Source organism: Glutamicibacter sp. AGC46, assembly GCF_053543715.1.
Window position 1 is genome coordinate 270,955 of sequence record NZ_JBLVOJ010000009.1, and the last position, 16,406, is coordinate 287,360.

At 62.3% G+C, this 16,406-nt stretch carries 13 protein-coding genes; 6 read left to right on the forward strand and 7 right to left on the reverse strand.

The features are described from left to right. Nucleotides 1-145 precede the first annotated feature (145 nt). The gene (locus ACNPM8_RS04380; protein ID WP_448939355.1) at nt 146-1,516 is read right to left on the reverse strand and encodes a carboxylesterase family protein; all 1,371 of its coding nucleotides are present in this window, start codon (nt 1,514-1,516) and stop codon (nt 146-148) included. A 2-nt stretch (nt 1,517-1,518) separates the two neighbouring features. Next, nucleotides 1,519-3,501 carry a flavin-containing monooxygenase gene (locus tag ACNPM8_RS04385; protein ID WP_448939356.1) on the reverse strand — a complete coding sequence of 661 codons (1,983 nt, stop codon included), beginning with the start codon at nt 3,499-3,501 and terminating at the stop codon, nt 1,519-1,521. Between the two features lie 135 nt (nt 3,502-3,636). Here ACNPM8_RS04385 and ACNPM8_RS04390 point away from each other — a divergent pair, with 135 nt between their 5' ends. Further along, nucleotides 3,637-4,347 (forward strand): GntR family transcriptional regulator, encoded by a 711-nt coding sequence (locus ACNPM8_RS04390; RefSeq protein ID WP_181148781.1) that lies wholly within the window; start codon nt 3,637-3,639, stop codon nt 4,345-4,347. A gap of 93 nt (nt 4,348-4,440) precedes the next feature. Here ACNPM8_RS04390 and ACNPM8_RS04395 read toward each other — a convergent pair whose 3' ends face one another. Together ACNPM8_RS04395 and ACNPM8_RS04400 are read right to left on the reverse strand one after the other, a co-directional pair. After that, nucleotides 4,441-5,109, reverse strand: coding sequence for a hypothetical protein (locus tag ACNPM8_RS04395; protein ID WP_448939357.1), 669 nt, complete (start codon nt 5,107-5,109; stop codon nt 4,441-4,443). A 226-nt stretch (nt 5,110-5,335) separates the two neighbouring features. Next, complete coding sequence (locus ACNPM8_RS04400) at nt 5,336-6,901, reverse strand: FAD-binding oxidoreductase (RefSeq protein WP_448939358.1); 1,566 nt, start codon at nt 6,899-6,901, stop codon at nt 5,336-5,338. A gap of 99 nt (nt 6,902-7,000) precedes the next feature. On the opposite strand from ACNPM8_RS04400, the gene ACNPM8_RS04405 reads away from it, so the two are divergent. Next, complete coding sequence (locus tag ACNPM8_RS04405; protein WP_166650760.1) at nt 7,001-7,939, forward strand: LysR substrate-binding domain-containing protein; 939 nt, start codon at nt 7,001-7,003, stop codon at nt 7,937-7,939. A 3-nt stretch (nt 7,940-7,942) separates the two neighbouring features. Here ACNPM8_RS04405 and ACNPM8_RS04410 read toward each other — a convergent pair whose 3' ends face one another. Together ACNPM8_RS04410 and ACNPM8_RS04415 are read right to left on the reverse strand one after the other, a co-directional pair. Continuing rightward, nucleotides 7,943-9,271 carry an NtaA/DmoA family FMN-dependent monooxygenase gene (locus ACNPM8_RS04410; RefSeq protein ID WP_448939359.1) on the reverse strand — a complete coding sequence of 443 codons (1,329 nt, stop codon included), beginning with the start codon at nt 9,269-9,271 and terminating at the stop codon, nt 7,943-7,945. Nucleotides 9,272-9,439: 168 nt separating this feature from the next. Next, a complete protein-coding gene (locus ACNPM8_RS04415; RefSeq protein ID WP_448939360.1) occupies nt 9,440-10,810 on the reverse strand; it encodes an MFS transporter in 1,371 nt (456 codons plus the stop codon). A gap of 247 nt (nt 10,811-11,057) precedes the next feature. On the opposite strand from ACNPM8_RS04415, the gene ACNPM8_RS04420 reads away from it, so the two are divergent. The 3 genes from ACNPM8_RS04420 to ACNPM8_RS04430 are packed head-to-tail and all read left to right on the forward strand — an operon-like array spanning nt 11,058 to nt 15,142. Then, entirely contained in the window at nt 11,058-12,554 is a 1,497-nt protein-coding gene (locus ACNPM8_RS04420; RefSeq protein ID WP_133833894.1) for a 4-hydroxyphenylacetate 3-hydroxylase family protein, read from the forward strand. A 15-nt stretch (nt 12,555-12,569) separates the two neighbouring features. Beyond that, nucleotides 12,570-14,000: an MmgE/PrpD family protein gene (locus tag ACNPM8_RS04425; protein WP_448939361.1), complete on the forward strand. Its 1,431-nt coding sequence runs from the start codon at nt 12,570-12,572 to the stop codon at nt 13,998-14,000. Further along, entirely contained in the window at nt 13,997-15,142 is a 1,146-nt protein-coding gene (locus ACNPM8_RS04430; RefSeq protein ID WP_105656459.1) for a flavin reductase, read from the forward strand. The genes ACNPM8_RS04425 and ACNPM8_RS04430 overlap by 4 nt, the downstream gene beginning before the upstream one ends. Before the next feature lie 86 nt (nt 15,143-15,228). Here ACNPM8_RS04430 and ACNPM8_RS04435 read toward each other — a convergent pair whose 3' ends face one another. Next, nucleotides 15,229-15,615 (reverse strand): nuclear transport factor 2 family protein, encoded by a 387-nt coding sequence (locus ACNPM8_RS04435; RefSeq protein ID WP_105656458.1) that lies wholly within the window; start codon nt 15,613-15,615, stop codon nt 15,229-15,231. A gap of 213 nt (nt 15,616-15,828) precedes the next feature. On the opposite strand from ACNPM8_RS04435, the gene ACNPM8_RS04440 reads away from it, so the two are divergent. Beyond that, complete coding sequence (locus ACNPM8_RS04440; protein WP_332498767.1) at nt 15,829-16,374, forward strand: hypothetical protein; 546 nt, start codon at nt 15,829-15,831, stop codon at nt 16,372-16,374. Nucleotides 16,375-16,406 lie beyond the last annotated feature (32 nt).

Genomic DNA, 16,406 nt, shown 5'->3' on the forward strand with positions numbered 1-16,406 from the left:
TGGATCCCTTCTGTAGCCGATAAAAATATTGTGATCTAAATAATTAGATTATTTGCATTAAGTTAGATTGTCTAGTGCTTTCGGAAAAAGACTCGCGCGCCTGCGCGAGCAGACCTGCTGGTCCGCAAGAATAGGCGCGCAAAGACTAGGCCAAAACCGGTCGCCTGGTGCTGAACGGACGCTGAATTTCTCGCTTGATCAGGCCTGTTTCATCCAGTGCTGTCAGCGATTGAGCACCCGTCTGGTGCACCGCAAGAGCGTTATTATCGCTGGTAGCTGCGGTTCCCAGGCGGATAAATGACCCTAGGGCATCACCCAGAACCTTCGCCGTTTGCTCGAAGAGCTCATCGGCCACGCCATCGAGCATCGGGGCATCCTGCCAGCGCTCACGGTTGCCAAAGAGGAACGGCAGCTCTAAGCAGTGGGCCGAACCAGCGTGAGGCAACGGGGAGCGAACTTCGAAGCCCAGGAGCTGCACCTGGATGCCGGCAGCGGCTGCCGCATCGGCCAATTCCACGGCATAGAGTTGAATCTGGTGCAGGCTCATCGCCCTAACCATGAGTGACTTGGCCGTTGCTTGCGGTTCTGCGGCAATCAGTGCGTCGAAGACTTCTTGCGGTTCATTGAAGTTCCCTGCAATAAACCCGCGCACACTATCGAGGGTGAATGCCTGCTCGGGGGCCATGCCAATGAAGGCACTTGCCTCATCGGCGGTGTAGGACAGCAATAGCTGCTTCACATGCAGGCGTTCGACTGCCCGCGCGGTATCAAAAAGATCCGCCGGAACGGACTCATCGGCACTCGGGTAGAGGCCCAAGCCGCGCCCGGCCCAAGCCTGGGCCAGTGCTGTGCCGGCAGCCAATAGCTGCTCGGTGCTTGCCTCGGCCAAGGCGGTGCCATTAAGCGCTTGGGCCATCACCGCATTGCGTTCCTGCGCCTGGGTTTCACCCATCGGCGGCTGGAAGGACAGCGAACCAACGTAGAGCCTGTTGAACAGTCCACGGGCTGCCTCAAGCTGGGCCAATGCGAAGGCCCAGAAGGCACCTGCGGACTGGCCTGCCAGGGTGACTTCCTGCGGGTTGCCACCGAGTTCAGCAATATTGCGCTGTACCCATTCGAGCGCCAAGAGCAGTTCTTCGGGCGGCGTATTCCCGCCGCCCACCTGCTGGTTGTGGGCCAGCAATCCGATGCGGTAGTTGACCACGGCCACCACGCAGTTCTGCTTCTCGGCAAAGTCCTGCGCGTTGTACCAGCGCACGGTGCCGGCGCCGGAAACGAAGCCGCCGCCGGGAAGGAAAACCATCACCGGAAGGTCCTTGGCATCCTGCGGAGCAAAGACTGCAACCTGGAAAGCATCCTCGGACTGGGGCAGTTCCTGCAGTGCAGGACCTAGCAACCAATCCAGGGAACCTGGGGTCTGCGGGAAAATTGCCGGCTGCGCTGCGGTAAGTCCGGTGGCTTCACTGAGCTTGCCGAAGCGCCCGGCGCTGCGCTGCGCGTAGCTGTAAACCCCCATGCCTAGCGGATTTCCGTGTACTGCGACTGGTCGACCGCGCGGGTGATGTTCCAGTACTCGACGATCGGGTAAGGCCAGATCTGCGAGACGCGGCCGAACTTGTTCTTGTACCAGGTGTGCACCTCGGGGTGGCCCCAGGCCTTCTGCGCGTTGGCGGCATCGAGATCCGCCACGAACGCATCGAGCACCTCCTGCTTCAGGTCCAGTGCCTTCAGATCCTTCTCCAGCACAATGTTCAGTGCATCCAGGATGTAGGTCAGGCCGTACTCGATCATTGAGAACAGCGAGCCGTTGACCACATGCCCGGTATTCGGTCCGGAAACGATGAACAGGTTCGGGAAGCCCGGCACGGTGGCGCCGGCATAGGCGGTGGCGTTGCCGCCCCAGTATTCGTGGATGTCCTTGCCCTCGCGGCCGGTGATGCGCAGCGGCTCGAGGAATTCGGAAGCCTGGAAGCCGGTGGCGTAGATGATGACGTCCAGCTCGTGCAGGGTGCCGTCGCCATCGATGATCCCGGCCTCGGTCATTTCGCTCATGCCGGAGGTGACCAGGGTGGTCTGCGGCTTCTTCAGGCTCTTGGCCCACACGCCGTTATCGCGCAGCATGCGCTTGCCGCCCACGATGTAGTCCGGGGTGACCTTGGCCAGCAGGTCCGGGCGATCGGCATACTGCTCCTTGAGCATCTCGGTCAGCTGCTGGCGCACGCGCTCGTTGACCGCGGACACTGAACCTTCCGTGGTCCAGTTAGGATCCGCGGCGGTGGTGTGCTGGCGGCCCTCGACGCCCAGCCAGTGCTGCCAGAAGCGCAGCCACTGGCCGTACTGCGGCAGGTGCTCGACTAGCCAGGTCACCGATTCGGGCATGTCCTCGTAGTAGAACGGGGTAGGCAGCATCCAAGGGGAGGAGCGCTGGAAGATCTTGAGCTCTTCGACCTCGTCCACGATGGCTGGGACGATCTGGTAGGCGCTGGCGCCGGTGCCGATGACGGCAACCTTCTTGCCCTTCAAATCGATGCCCGGCTTCCATTCGGCCGAATGCACGTGGATGCCGGCGAACGTGTCGTGGCCCGGGGTATCGGGGAACTTCGGGCGGTCCAGCTGGCCGACGGCGGTCAGGACGGCATTGAAGCGGCGTTCCTGGACTTCGCCGCCGTCCACGATCATGGACAGCACCCAGCGTCCGTCTTCTTCATCCCAGGTAGCCGAAAGCACCTCGGTGCCCATCTGGATGTTCTGCGTGATGCCGCCGCGTTCTGCGACGTCGCGGGTGTACTTGTGGATCTCGGGGCCTTCGGAGAACTGCTGGGGCCAGTCATCGCGCTGCGCGAAGGAGAATGAATAGGCGTAGTTGGGGGTATCGAGGCGCACGCCCGGGTAGGTGTTCTTCCACCAGGTGCCGCCCACTTCGTGGCCCTTCTCGAAGACGGTGTAGTCCAGGCCGGCCTGCTTCAGGCGGTAGGCGGCAGCCATGCCGGCCACGCCCGAGCCGATGACGGCCACGGTGAAGTCGCGGGTGGGAGCAACCTGTTCCTTGGTGAAGGCCGGTGCGCCGCTCACTTCGGGAACCAATGCCATGTCGTGCTTGAGCATCTGGTGGTAATCGGTGGTGGCCTGGTTGGTGATCCAGTCCAGGATCGTGGTGGCCTGCTCGTCGTCCAGGGTCTCCACTGAGATGATTTTTTCATCGCGGATCCGGCGCAGTGCTTCGAAGGCCAATTCGCGGGCCGCTTCCTGAGCTGCGGCGTCCATGCCGCCGTGCGGCTGGCCCACGGTATCAACCGGCGGCTGCGGTGGACGCAGCTCATCACGAAGGATCGAGTAATCGCCGGTTGCCGCGGCCAGGGCCACCATCAGTGGCGGCAGGTCGGTGCTTGCAACGATCTTGCGCAGCTGCTCGTCGCTTTCGGTGATAGCAGAGTAGTTTGCGCGCCAGTACAGGTCATCTACCTGTTTGGTGGCGGCGGTCTCGATCAGTGATTCGCTCATTGGTTACTCCTAGCAAGTCTTTTCGGGCCGTGCGCGACAGGGCCGGCAGGCGCGTGATGTAACCAGTGTCACCTCTTGGTTATGCATAAGTCAACTAAAAATGTATTCTTTGCCGACTTTGGTATGATTTGTGTCATGGCGAAACGCACCGATTCAGAGACGATGTCAAAGCACATCCGCGACACCCTGCGCACCGATATCCTGGATGGGCGCTGGGAACCAGGTGCCCGGCTGCAGCTCACGCATCTTTCTGAGCATTACGAAACCTCGAGTACGGTCATTCGCGAAGCGTTGACCCGGCTGGTGGGGGACAAGCTAGTCACCCTTCGCCCTAACAAGGGATTCTTCGTCCCCGAGCTGTCGCTGGCAGAACTGACCGACATTGTGGAGATGCGTTGCGTCAACGAGCAGCTGGCGATCTCGCTGGGCTTCGAGCGTGCACCGTTGGAGTGGGAGAGCGAGCTGATGGCCGCGCACCACACCCTGGAGCGCACCCCGCGCCGTTCGGACGAAGACCCGGATAATCACACCCCGGCATGGAATCACGCGCACCAGAACTTCCATGACAAGCTCGTAGAGGCCTGTGGTGTTCCGCTGCTCACCGAGGTGACTCGCACCCTGTCTGATTTGATTCAGCTCTACGGGCGCTGGGCCGGGCCGGCAACTCGCGACGCCAAGCGCGATCTGGATAAGGAGCACCGCGACATCCTGAACGCCGCATTGGATCGCGATGCCGACTTGGCGGGGCAGCTGTTGCGCGCCCACTACGAAACCACGCTCAGCGCGGTGAAAAATGGCGGCGAGGTGGGCTTGGCCTGCTTGCCGCACGTCAAGCTGCTCAAGTAGCCAGAACCTTCACGGCAAGTCCGCACCCGGGTCGGGATGGGCGGATCTGCGAGCCTGTTTTGCGGCGCCTCCGCGGCAACCCAGCTTCAGACGTCAGAATCGCGATTTTCGCGTGGGAATGCGCCTGTTCGAGAAACTGGAGCGCAAGGATTCTACGGCTTGGAGAGCCTGGCCTTCGCCGGTTCCGATGTTTTCTTCAACCCAAGTGAAGTAGCGATGGGCTTCATTCAGGATTCCAGGAATGAAGTCGCTGGGGTCAACGCGGTGCTTCAGCTGGTTCACAGTGAAAAGCGTCGACCGTCCCCTCGCTTCCAGGCGAAGTGGTACGGGCTGGCCTGGAAACAGCCGTTCAGCCGAACCCGTTCGCAGGTACTCCTCGACAAGTTCAATCAACTCGAACCAGATTCCCGTCACTTCACCCCACAGCTCGCCCGGAATCAAAACGATCCCGTGGTACGACAGGGAGAGGAAACCTTCACTGCCGTACGGGTTTCTGTTCAATCGATCCCGCCAAATGCCGGCGGCGCGTTCAGGCTCCTGGAACATGCTCACCAGGTAGTTTTCGGAATGCGCGACGAAATCGTCGAGGTCCGTCACCGTGTGCGGAACCAAGATATACAGTTCGCTCTGTACGGCTTGCTCTTTCATCTCACCTTGATTCGTGCCGAGGGCCGGAATGGATGGCTCGGCCCCATGCTGGCGAGCAATTGGTGCGTGGCGTTGTTCCCGTTGCCATACGTTGCATTCGCTGGCTTGTCCCACTGGTTTTCAGTCTACTTTGCTCCTGCTTGATAGGGGGCAGGCACTGGATTGCGAGCGTCATTGGCGGTCACGCTTGTCGAGTTGCCACCTGTTCTATCCGAATTGCGCCCACTACCCTGTCCTGCCAGCTCCGCTGGGATATTATCGGGATACGGCCTGCATCTTGGCAAGAAATCCCCTTGCCGCTGGTGCGGCAAGGGGATTGTTGCGGCTCAAGCGCCAATGCCTAGCTCTGGACGCTTGAACGATCCTCGCGGAAGCGTGCAGGCCAGACGCCCTGCTTGCCCGGGGCCAGGACGCCCGCTGGATCCAGCGCATCCTTGATTTTCTCCTGCAGGCGGCGTGCTGCGTTGCCGTTGAAATCGAAGCCGTCGGCAATGCGGTCCATGTAGTCCACGTGGCTGCGGTACGGTGCGTAGCCGCGGGCGCGGGCAGCATCGAGCAGCTCGGAGTACAGGGCGCGCGCACGGGTGAGCATCTCTTCGTTGCCGCGCTCGAAGAAGATCATCGTCACATGAACCATATGGCGCGGATACAGGTGGTACCCGATGTACAGGTCGAATCCGTGCTTCTCGTAGAGCTTCTTGGCTTCCTGGTAGAACTCGGCCACCAGTTCGCCACGAGCCGGGATGATCGGCGCAGCGTCGATGTGTCCGCCGTTTTCAGCGGCCCAGCCCACGGTGGACAGCGGCTTCAAGGTCGGGACGCCTGCCATCTGGGTGCGGTCCTGGGTGGCGATGTCCTCATGCTGCAAGGCCAGGCCCTCTTCGCCCGAGTAGAACCGGGCGTCAACGCGGGCACCGGGGATCACGCTGATCCGGTCCTTGACGATCTGCAGTCGGCGTTCGCATAGTTCACGGTCGCCGTAGAAAGCGAACTTGCAGTTCCACTGGCCAATACCGAATTCCTGGCGCATTTCTTCCAGGCGCCAGTCCGGAATGGAGCCTTCGCCGTCCCAGAAGTCGGCACGGGATCCGCGCATGGTCGCGGCGCGGACGACGTTGCCGCACAGCGCGTTGTTCTGGATGATTTCCTCGCGGCGCAGAGCCGTGAGGATGTCGATCAGCTGCGGCAGGTGCGCCTCGTTATCGACGAAGATATCGCCATTGACGTAGGTGTGCGGTGCTGGCATCAGCCACAGGCCGACCTGGGTAACCACACCGTAGTTGGACTGGGTGAACAGCCCATCCAAGGTCGGGCCGAAGCCTCCCTGGAAGATCGGGCCCAGCTCGGTGCCGTCCATCGCTCCCATGCCGGTGCGGACCAGGTCGCCATCGGGCATGACTACTTCCATGCCGCACAAGGACTTCACGTGGTCGCCCAGCGGGGTCATGCCGTAGCCGCGGTCGAGCATATTGCCCATCACCGAGCCCCAGCCCAGCGCCGGAACCGACATCCACACCTTCAGGCCGCGTTCCTTGATGTATTCGAAGAGGTCGAAGAAGGTGACGCCGGGCTCCACCACGGCGTAGCACAGCCGGTCATCGACCGCGATGATGCGGTTCATGCGGCTCAAATCCAGCGCCACCATCCCGGTATCGCGTGGTTCGGGGCCGCCATAGCCCAGGTTCTTGCCGCAGGAGAAGGTCCACAACGGTACCTCGTGCTCGGTGGCAAGCTTGACGATGGCCTGCACTTCCTCGGTGCTGGCCGGGCGGATGCCGGGCCAAGGGGTACGGCCCGGGTTCAGCGGGTAGGGATCCAAGTAGCCCTCGGAATCTCCCAAGGAAACAACGTTTTCTGCGCCAACGATTTCCTTGGCTGCCTCAAGAAATTCTTCACGACGATCCATGATTCACCCTTCCACTGGCCATCGGCGAACGCCGCGGCCCCACTGTCTTAATCTAAAAAACTTGCTTTGTTTCGTGCCGTCATCAATATGCTTGATGACATGAATCTTGTGTCCCACCCGCAACTGACCTTGCGCCAGCTTTGGCACTTCGTTGTCGCAGCCGAGGCTGGAACCATGGCCGAAGCTGCCCGCCGGCTGCATCTGGCGCCTTCGGCAATTTCCATGTCCATCGCGGAACTCGAACGCATCGTCGGTGCCGAGCTGGCGATCAAGCGCCGGGCCAAGGGGCTGACGTTGACCGCGACCGGCAAGACCGTGCTGCTCCAGGCCCGCGAACTGCTGGAGCGGGCCCATGATCTGGAAACCATGGGCCAGGGAACCCGCGAAGAGCTTGCCGGCCCGTTAACCGTTGGCTGCTTCATGCCCCTGGGCCCGATCATCATTCCGCCCATGCTCAGTGCCTTTGCCCAGCAATGCCCGAAGGTGGAGGTCGATTTCCTGGAGGGGTTCCACCAGGAAATGCAGCATGCGCTGCTCGATGGTTCCATCGATGTCGCCTTCCTCTACGGATCGGAGATCTCACCAGCCTTGCGTTCGGCCACCGTGGCGATGGCCGAGGCCCAGATACTGCTGCCTTCCGGGCATCCGCTGGCCGCCAGCCCCTCGGTGTCATTGCGTGAAATCGCGAACGAGCCGTTGGTCCTCTTCGAATCCGAGCCGATCACCCAGCGCATCCTCGGCCTGTACCAGGGCAGCGGGCTGGAACCGATGATCCGGCACCGCTCGCGTTCCTATGCGACCGTGCGCTCGCTGGTCAGTACCGGCCGCGGGGTGGCTGTGCTGTTCCAGCAGCCGGCCCTGGAAGCACCCTACGAAGAGCTGAACGTGGTGCTCAAGCCGCTGAAACTCGATGACGAAAATATCGCCGTGGTTCCGGTTTCGGTGGCTTGGCCCCGCAGTTCGCGGCTGAACTCCCGTGCCCAAGCCTGGGTGGAAGTCGCCGCGGAACTCTTCGAGAATGCGGGCCGGCGCAGCTAGCGGCTAGACGCGCGTGCGGATCGAGGACGGGTAGGACAATCCGAAGTTATCCCGCAGGGTGGCGCCCTCGTACTCGGTGCGGAAGTAGCCGCGATTCTGCAATTCAGGGACCAGCTTGTCGCAGATGAGCTTGAAGCCGCCTGGGTTGAACGGGGCATTCAGGTTGAAGCCGTCGCAGGCCTTGGAATCGAACCAGTCGATCATGCGGTCTGCCACTGCCGAGGCGGTGCCGGCCATCCACTGGTGTCCGGTGGAGCGGGCCAGGTCAACGATCAGCTCGCGCAGGGTCATGCCCTGGTCCACCGACTTGCGGCGGTAGATCTGGTAGCGCGAACCCAGGGCCGGGTCATCGGAGAACCACTCGGCGGGAATCTTCTCGTTGAAGTCCAGCGAGGACAGATCCATCTTCAGATCGGCACCCACCTGCACGCGGCCGTTTTCCAGATGGATGTGGTTGGCCAGCTCCTCGGCCAGCTCATCTGCTTCGGCCTGGGTGTCGCCGAGGATCGGCAGGATGCCCGGGATGATCTTGATGTCGTTGGGGTTGCGGCCCTTGGCAGCCGCCATCGCCTTGAACTTGGCGTAAAACTCCACCGATGGTTCCTTCAGCGGCTGCGCGGTGTAGATGCCATCGGCCACCGAGGAGCCCAGTTCCATGCCTGGTCCCGAGGAGCCTGCCTGCACCAGCACCGGGCGGCCTTGCGGGCTGCGCGGCATGTTGATCGGGCCCTGCACCTTGAAGAATTCGCCCTCATGGTTGATCGGGTGGATCTTGTCGGTGTCCACGTACCATGCCGATTCCTTGTCGTTGGTGACGGCGTCGTCTTCCCACGAATCCCACAACTGGTTGGCTACCTCGACGAACTCGGTGGCACGGCGGTAGCGGGTGGCTGGATCCGGCGCGCAGTCCATGCCGAAGTTCTGGAAACCATCGGAGCTGGTCACGATGTTCCACCCGGCGCGGCCACCTGACATGTGGTCCAGTCCGGCCATCTGGCGGGCCAGGTTGTATGGCTCCGAGAAGGAAGTGGAAACGGTGCCGATCAGGCCAATGTTCTTGGTGCGTGCTGCCAGTGCGGAAAGTACCGAGATCGGCTCGTAGAAGCCGTTCATCTTGATATCGCCGCGCATTACGGTGTTGGCATGGACGATGTCGCCGAAGAAGATGGCGTCCAGCTTGGCGTCTTCAGCCATCTTGGTCAGGTCGTAGACGAATTCCAGGTTGGCCAGCTCTTCGGAGCGCGAGCCATCCATGCGCCACGAATCCTTGTGGTAGCCAGCGGGGAGCATGAAGGTCGTGAGCACCATGTGCTGGGGGTTCTTGGGAGTCATTGAAACTCATCCTTTCCTGCGGATGTGACGGGAAGCACTGAGTCCATGGTTTCAAGAGTCTCTAAAGTCGTAAATGGAGAACTTTTGCGCCATAGCGTTCAGAAAAATTGATGTTTGGTGTTAAAAGCTGGTCCGCGTATCAACTGATACGCGGACCGGTGCCGGGGTTCAGGCGTTCAGCTTTGCGTTGGACGGCGCTGACGCGGCTGCCTTGGGAGGCAGGGCGGCGCCTTCCGGGCTGATGCGGATGGCGACCAGTCCGACGATCAGGATTGCCACCCAGAAGATGCCTACGGCGGTGATGCCGAAGCTGACGGCCAGCGCGGTGCAGATCATCGGGGTGAAGCCGGCCCCAAGGGGCGAGGAGCCCTGGTAGGCCAGTGAGGCGCCGGTGTAGCGGACATCAGCTGGGAACAGCTCGGAGATGTAGGCGCCGATCGGTCCGGCCAGGATGCCCTGGATGACGCCGTTGCCGACGATGACTGCAACTGCGAAGCCCCAGCCGGTGCCGTTGCTCATCAGGAAGACTGCCGGGAAGGCCCAGAGGATGCCGGCGGTGCCGCCGATGGTCAGGATCATCTTCCGGCCGTACTTGTCCGAGAGCTTGGCGGCCAGCAGGCAGACCACGATGGTGACCATGGCCGCGTAGCCCTTGGTGTTCAGCACAAAGGAGCGGTCCACGCCCTGGGCCGCTGCTTCGGAAACGCCCCACGAAGTCAGCACGCCCTGGCAGGTGTAGAAGCCAAGGGAAGCGATCAGGGTGATGATGACGGTGCGCGAATGGTTCTTCAGCACCAGCGAGATAGGAGTCTTGCGCTCCTGCTTGCGCTCGGCGGCCTTGGCATCCAGCTCCTGGAAGACCGGAGTTTCTGCGACCTTCAGGCGGATCACCATGCCGATGATGATCAGGACTGCCGAGAAGATGAACGGAATGCGCCAGCCCCATTCCAGGAACGCATCACCGGTGGAGAAGGAGATGAAGGAAACCAGGAAGGTGGCCAGCAGGCCACCGGCCGGTGCGCCGGCGTTAGCGAAGGAAGCTGCGAAACCGCGCTTGGAAGCGGGTGCATGTTCCAGGGCCATCAGGGTGGCGCCGCCCCATTCGCCGCCAACTGCGACTCCCTGGACCACGCGGAGCAAGACCAGGATGACCGGGGCAGCTGCGCCAATGGTTGCGGTAGTCGGCAATAGGCCAATGGCAACGGTGGCTACGCCCATCATCATCATGGAAAGCACCAGCATCTTCTTGCGGCCAAGGCGGTCGCCGAAGTGGCCGAAGACGATGCCGCCCAGCGGGCGGGCAATGTACCCGACGGCCAAGGTGCCGAAGGAGGCGAAGAGTGCCAAGCCCGGGCTCAGGTTGCCGAAGAAGACCTTGTCGAAAATCAGCGACGCCGCAGTGGCGTACAAGATGAAGTCGTAATACTCGATGACGCTGCCCAAGAAGCTGGATCCGAGAATGCGGCGCAAATCCTTGGTGTTGAGGGAGTCGCTTGGCTCCATTGCCGGCACTGGCTGGTTCTGTTGCGAGTCGGACACGACGAGAACCCTTCCTGATCGCTGATGTGACTTAAGCCATAGTGGCCCATTTCACTAACCTTGTCCACTTTTTACGCATTTTAAGACAGATAATATTTTCTTCAGCCCTTGAAAACCGCGTGATCCTGCGGGTTTGAAAAAATTCTTCGACTCAGAGCTTGATCTGGGTCACATAAGTTATATAAACTGATGCACAGAATATATTTTTCAACCCGCTCAGCGGGACGCCCGATAAGGAGCAGCGAAGATGAGTGCACGCACTGGAGAGCAGTACCTGGCAGGGCTCAAGGATTCCCGCGAGGTCTGGCTGGGCGATCAGCGCATTGACGTCACCGAGCACCCGGCATTTGCCGGCTCGATCAACGGCATGGCCGCCTACTTCGACTACCAGCACAAGTACGCCGATGACTGCCTGATGAACGACGAGCAGACTGGCGAACAGCACAACGTCTCCCTGCTGCGTCCCAAGAACGCAGAAGACATCGCCCGCCGCCACCGCGCGTTCGACCGCCTGGCCCGCTACTCCAATGGCATGCTCGGACGCACCCCCGACTACGTCAACGTGGTGCTCGCCGGCCACGCCTCGCGCCCGGACATCTTCGCCAAATCCGGCGACCCGGTCTACTACGAGCGCCTGGAGAACTACTGGCGCCATGTGCAGGAAAACGACCTGGCGCTGACCCACACCATCGTGCATGCGGCCATCGACAAGTCGGTCGGCGAACTGCAGGGCATCAATGAAGAGCTGACCTTGCGCGTGGTGGACCGCACCGCTGAAGGCCTGATCGTGCGCGGCGCGAAGATGCTCGCCACCCTGGGCCCGATCGCCGACGAGCTCTATGTCTACCCGGCGGTGCCCATCCAGAAGGGCTACGAGGAATACGCGCTGTCCTTCGCGATCCCGGTCGCCACCAGCGGCGTGGTCTCGGTCTGCCGCGACCACTACGGCGTGGACCAGCCGGTAGTGGACAAGCCGTTCTCCTCGCGCTTCGACGAGCAGGATGCGGTCATCATCTTCGACGACGTGCTGGTCCCTTGGGATCGCGTGTTCATCGACGGCCAGCTCGATGTCTACAATTCCCTGAACGCCGGCACCGCCACCGGCAACACCCAGCAGCAGACCGCCATCCGCGCCTCGGTGAAGCTGGAGTTCGCCTACGACCTGTGCGTGCAGATGGCCAAGGTCACCGCCACCGACAACAAGCCGGACACCGCATCGATGCTCGGCGAGATCTATTCCTACCTGCGCATCGCCCGCGCCGTGATCCACTCGGCCGAGGTTAACGCGTCGGAATGGGGCGGCGGGGCGTTCTTCTGCCACGACGACATCTCCGCGCTGCGCACCATGATGCCCATCTGGATGGCCCGCGTGAACGACATCATCAAGTCCATGGGCAGCCACAACCTGCTGGCCACCCCGACCGCGGCCTCCTTCGAGGACCCGCGCCTGGGCCCACTGCTCAAGAAGTACCTGCCGGGAGCCAACGGCATCGCGCCAGAGGAACGCGCCAAGATCTTCCGCACCGCTTGGGACTTCGCCGGATCCGCCCTGGGCAGCCGCATCGAACTGTACGAGCGCTTCTACCTGGGGTCGGTCAGCCGTGCCCGCGGGCTGGATCACCGCAAGGCGCAGATGAAGGGCGAGACCGGTGCTTTCGAGGCGATGTTCGCCGAGGTGGGGATCAGCCCGGTCATCGCCGAGCAGGCCGCGCTGGACCTGGACGCCGCGGCAACGCGCGCCTAGGGAAGCAGGAAAATCATGGCTAACCCGACGCCCGATGTGCTCGATGCGCTGCTCGAGCACCTGCTGGAAACCCAGTACGGCCAGCTGCCGACGGCCACGATCCAGCGCGTGAACCAGCGCCTGCTGGATTCGGTGGGCGTTGGGCTGGCAGGGCACCGTGCCGACGACATTGCCGGACTCATCGAAGCGGCGCAGGCCTGGGGCCACGGCGATGAAGCAACCGTGCTGGGTACCGGAATCAAGCTTCCGGCCACCTCCGCGGCCTTCGTCAACGCGGCCCTGATCCGCTCCTTCGACTTCGAACCGGTGGAAGCCGAAGGCCCGGCCGGCAAGCAGGTCGCCGCCCACATCTCCGGAACCACCGTGGCCGTCGTGCTGGCCCTGGCCGAAGCCACCGGCGCCACCGGAGAAGAAGCACTGGCCGCTCTGGCGCTGGGCGATGACCTGGCAGCCCGCCTGGCCATCGCCGGCGGCTTCGACGTGTACTCGGGGCAGGATAATACCGGCACCTTGAATGCCCTGGCCGCCGCTGGAATCGCCAGCCGGATGCTGGGCCTGGACAAGGCGCAGGCACGCCATGCCATCGGCATTGCGGTCAACCAGGCTTCGGGCAATGTGGCGGCGATCTTCGATGGGGCCAACGGCTTCAAGCTGCCCATGGCCTTCGCCGCCCGCGCCGGAATTTCCGCCGCGCAGCTGGCCAAAGCCGGCATGAAGGCGGCGGATGATCCGCTGACCGGCAAGCACGGCTACTTCCAGCTGTTCGGCATCGACGCGCAGCCGGAACTGGCGGTGGCGGATCTTGGCGTGAGCTTCCATGGGGACTGCACGATCAAGCCCTTTGCCAGTTGCCGGGCCGCGCAGCCTTCGCTGCAGGCCTGCGCGGAACTGGTGGCCGACGGCACGGTGGGCTACAAGGACATCGAATGCCTCACCGTCCACCTGAGCGAGCGGACCCTGAACGGATTCGTCGGGGCGCGCTTCGAGGCGGGGGACACCCGCACCGTGGCAGCCCTGTTCTCGGTGCACGCCACCGCGGCGATCGCCTTGATCCACGGAACGGTTCGCCCCGAGCACCTGACCGCCAGCGCGCGGGCGGACCCGGAGCTGGCGCAGATGCTCGGGCGCATCGAGCTAGCCGGCACCCTGCCTAACAGCCAGCGGCTGACGGCGGAGATCACTGCACGGCTGCGCAGCGGCGAGGTGCGCCACGTGCGCGTGGAGCACCCGGACGGAAACATCTTGCGCACACCCCTGGAGCATGACCAGGTAGTTGAGAAGTTCTCGAAGAATCTCGAGTTCTCGCATCCAGAACTGGCAGCACGCAAGGACGCGTTGCAGCACCAGCTCGAACACCTCGCCAGCGCACCGGATCTGACTGATCTGATGGCGGCGCTGGACCCCACCAAAAACTTCACCCCGAATTACCAGGAGCAACTCCCATGAGCATCACCAACCTTGAATCGGTCACCCCAGTAGACATGAACACCTTCCGCAACGTCGTAGGCCACTTCGCCTCCGGTGTCACGGTGATCACCACGGCTGTAGACGGCCAGCTCTACGGCACCACCGCTTCGGCAGTGTCCTCCCTGTCGATGGAACCGCCAATGATGCTCGCTTGCCTGAACCGCTCCAGCTCCACCCATGACCGGGTAGTTGAAGCAGGCGTCTTCGGCATCAACATCCTGGCCGAGGACCAGGGCGCGCTGGCCTTCCACTTCGGCCGCAAGGGCGAGGACAAGTTCGCCACCGTGCCGCATACCCTCTCCGCGGAGGGCATCCCGCTGATTGACGGCGCATTGGCCACGATCGTATGCCATGTGGCCGAAACCCCTACCGGCGGTACCCACACCGTTTTCCTGGGACTGGTCAGCCACGCTGAAGCCCATGACCGCGAACCGCTGGCCTACTACCGCGGAACCATGGGCCGCCTCGAGCCGACCAAGGAGTTGGCTGCCTACCAGGCCACCCGCACCTGGGTGCTGCTGCGCACCAGCCCACTGGGCGAAGACCTCGACGTGGATGCCATCGCCGCGGCTTCCCGGGCCGACGCTGATCATGTAGCCAACGCGCTGGTGAAGCTGGAAAGCGAGCACCTGGTCTTCCGCACCGAAACCGGAAAATACCAGCCAAAGCCGATTACCGCAGAATTGACCGATTCGGCCTACGACTCGCGCGCCACCATCGAGTCCGGGGTGATCGCCTCGCACCTGGGCAAGATTTCCGAAGAGACCATTTCCAGCCTGCGCGAGATCACCGCGAAGCTGGCTGACCTGCGTGAGACTTCGGAATCCGACCTGGAAGAGTTCTTGGCCCTGAATGTCGCCTACCACGATGCTCTGGTTGGCGTTGCCGGCTCCAGCCAGCTGGTGGATTCCTTCCGCCGTTTGGGAATTGGCACCGTCTGGCGCCAAGCGCTGACCGCAGAGCAGTGGTCGCGCCAGCTGGACCACCGCCACGTTGCAGAATTGACCGAAGCGCTGGCTGCCGGTGACGCGCCAGCGGCCCAGGCAGCGCTTGCCGCGCACACCGAGTTCGGCAAGGCGCTGGCTCGTGAAGCAGTGGCCCGCCATGGCGGCCAGGTTTAGGCATTGAGGCGATAGCCACTGTGGAAAGGCGGCAGGTTGGAAGATCCAGCCTGCCGCCGTGGCTTTTAAAGCGTCGAAGTGCGGGCCTATTGCGCTGTGGCCCCGACAAAGAGGCGCAGCTTCCACTGGCCGCCGGTCTTGGCCCACACCGTGCGGTTGGCAGTTGCCAGATGCTTTTCGACGCCTCCGGAAATCAGATGCATTTTCATACTGCCTTCGACGACCACCACGTTGCCCTCCTGGGTAACGGACTCGAAGTCGTGGCTGAGCGCCAAATATTCGACGGCCCCGGAACCGAGCAGTTCCAGCAATGAGTCGCGGTCATCGACACGACCGGTGGAGTGGGTGTACTGCAAATCCGGCTCAAGCAGGTTCCCCAAGGTTTCGAGGTCACGGGCGAGCATGGCCGAAAGGCGCCGTTCTTCTGCGATGCGCAGTTCCGATTCAAGTGCCGCAGGGTCAATAGTCGTCAACGGTGATGGCTCCTAAGTAGCGTTTGGTTCGTAGGCAATCTACCAATAAGCAGTGGCGATGTGCGGATATTAGCGAGTGCTTTTACTGGGTGAGATGGAGTTTCAGGGTTGATCCCAGAAGTGGAAACTATCAGCCGAGGGTATGAGCCGGGCACGGGATAGTTACCTCGCATCGCTGATTCCCCGGGCCGCGGAAATTTCTACGATGGAATCATGCTCAAGAAAAAGTACCTCGCCACTGGCGCGCTCGCCCTTCCCTTCGCTCTCCTGCTCACCGGCTGCAGCGGTTCTGATCTCTTCGTCGACAAGTACGATGAATCCACCACTCGAACTGCCAAAACTTCAGAGAAGGCCGTGGCCGATGGCGTGCTGCCCGACTGGGTTCCGTCCGGCGGCACCGACGTTCAGCTGGTCCAGCGCAATACCGGCGCTGAACGCATCTTCGTGCTGAACTACGACGGCAAGCTGGACAGCGAACAGTGCAAGGCGCTGGAAACCGTTGGGAATCCGACCGAAGCCGAACTGGCCAAGGCCTACGCTTCTGACCCGCGCACCAAGAACCTCGAGCCTGACGAGATCTCAGCTACCCGCACCTTGGATGCCGACTGGTGGCCAGCCGATGGCCAAAGCGAGACGACTGATCTGTGCGGGCGCTTCTGGGTCCATCAGTCAGAGGGCAAGCTCTATGCCTTTGCTCCGGACATGGTTGCCCAGGTCCAAGCCATCGAGAAGGAGCGGGCCGCCAAGGAAGGCAAATAGAGGCTGGCCGCCACTAGCTGGGCTGGGGCCGC

What these genes read in the sequence shown, in the direction of transcription:
- ACNPM8_RS04385 (WP_448939356.1), bottom strand. Translation starts at nt 3,501, where the DNA reads ATGAGCGAATCACTGATCGAGACCGCCGCCACCAAACAGGTAGATGAC.
- ACNPM8_RS04440 (WP_332498767.1), top strand. Translation starts at nt 15,829, where the DNA reads ATGCTCAAGAAAAAGTACCTCGCCACTGGCGCGCTCGCCCTTCCCTTC.
- ACNPM8_RS04390 (WP_181148781.1), top strand. Translation starts at nt 3,637, where the DNA reads ATGGCGAAACGCACCGATTCAGAGACGATGTCAAAGCACATCCGCGAC.
- ACNPM8_RS04420 (WP_133833894.1), top strand. Translation starts at nt 11,058, where the DNA reads ATGAGTGCACGCACTGGAGAGCAGTACCTGGCAGGGCTCAAGGATTCC.
- ACNPM8_RS04430 (WP_105656459.1), top strand. Translation starts at nt 13,997, where the DNA reads ATGAGCATCACCAACCTTGAATCGGTCACCCCAGTAGACATGAACACC.
- ACNPM8_RS04410 (WP_448939359.1), bottom strand. Translation starts at nt 9,271, where the DNA reads ATGACTCCCAAGAACCCCCAGCACATGGTGCTCACGACCTTCATGCTC.
- ACNPM8_RS04405 (WP_166650760.1), top strand. Translation starts at nt 7,001, where the DNA reads ATGAATCTTGTGTCCCACCCGCAACTGACCTTGCGCCAGCTTTGGCAC.
- ACNPM8_RS04380 (WP_448939355.1), bottom strand. Translation starts at nt 1,516, where the DNA reads ATGGGGGTTTACAGCTACGCGCAGCGCAGCGCCGGGCGCTTCGGCAAG.
- ACNPM8_RS04400 (WP_448939358.1), bottom strand. Translation starts at nt 6,901, where the DNA reads ATGGATCGTCGTGAAGAATTTCTTGAGGCAGCCAAGGAAATCGTTGGC.
- ACNPM8_RS04425 (WP_448939361.1), top strand. Translation starts at nt 12,570, where the DNA reads ATGGCTAACCCGACGCCCGATGTGCTCGATGCGCTGCTCGAGCACCTG.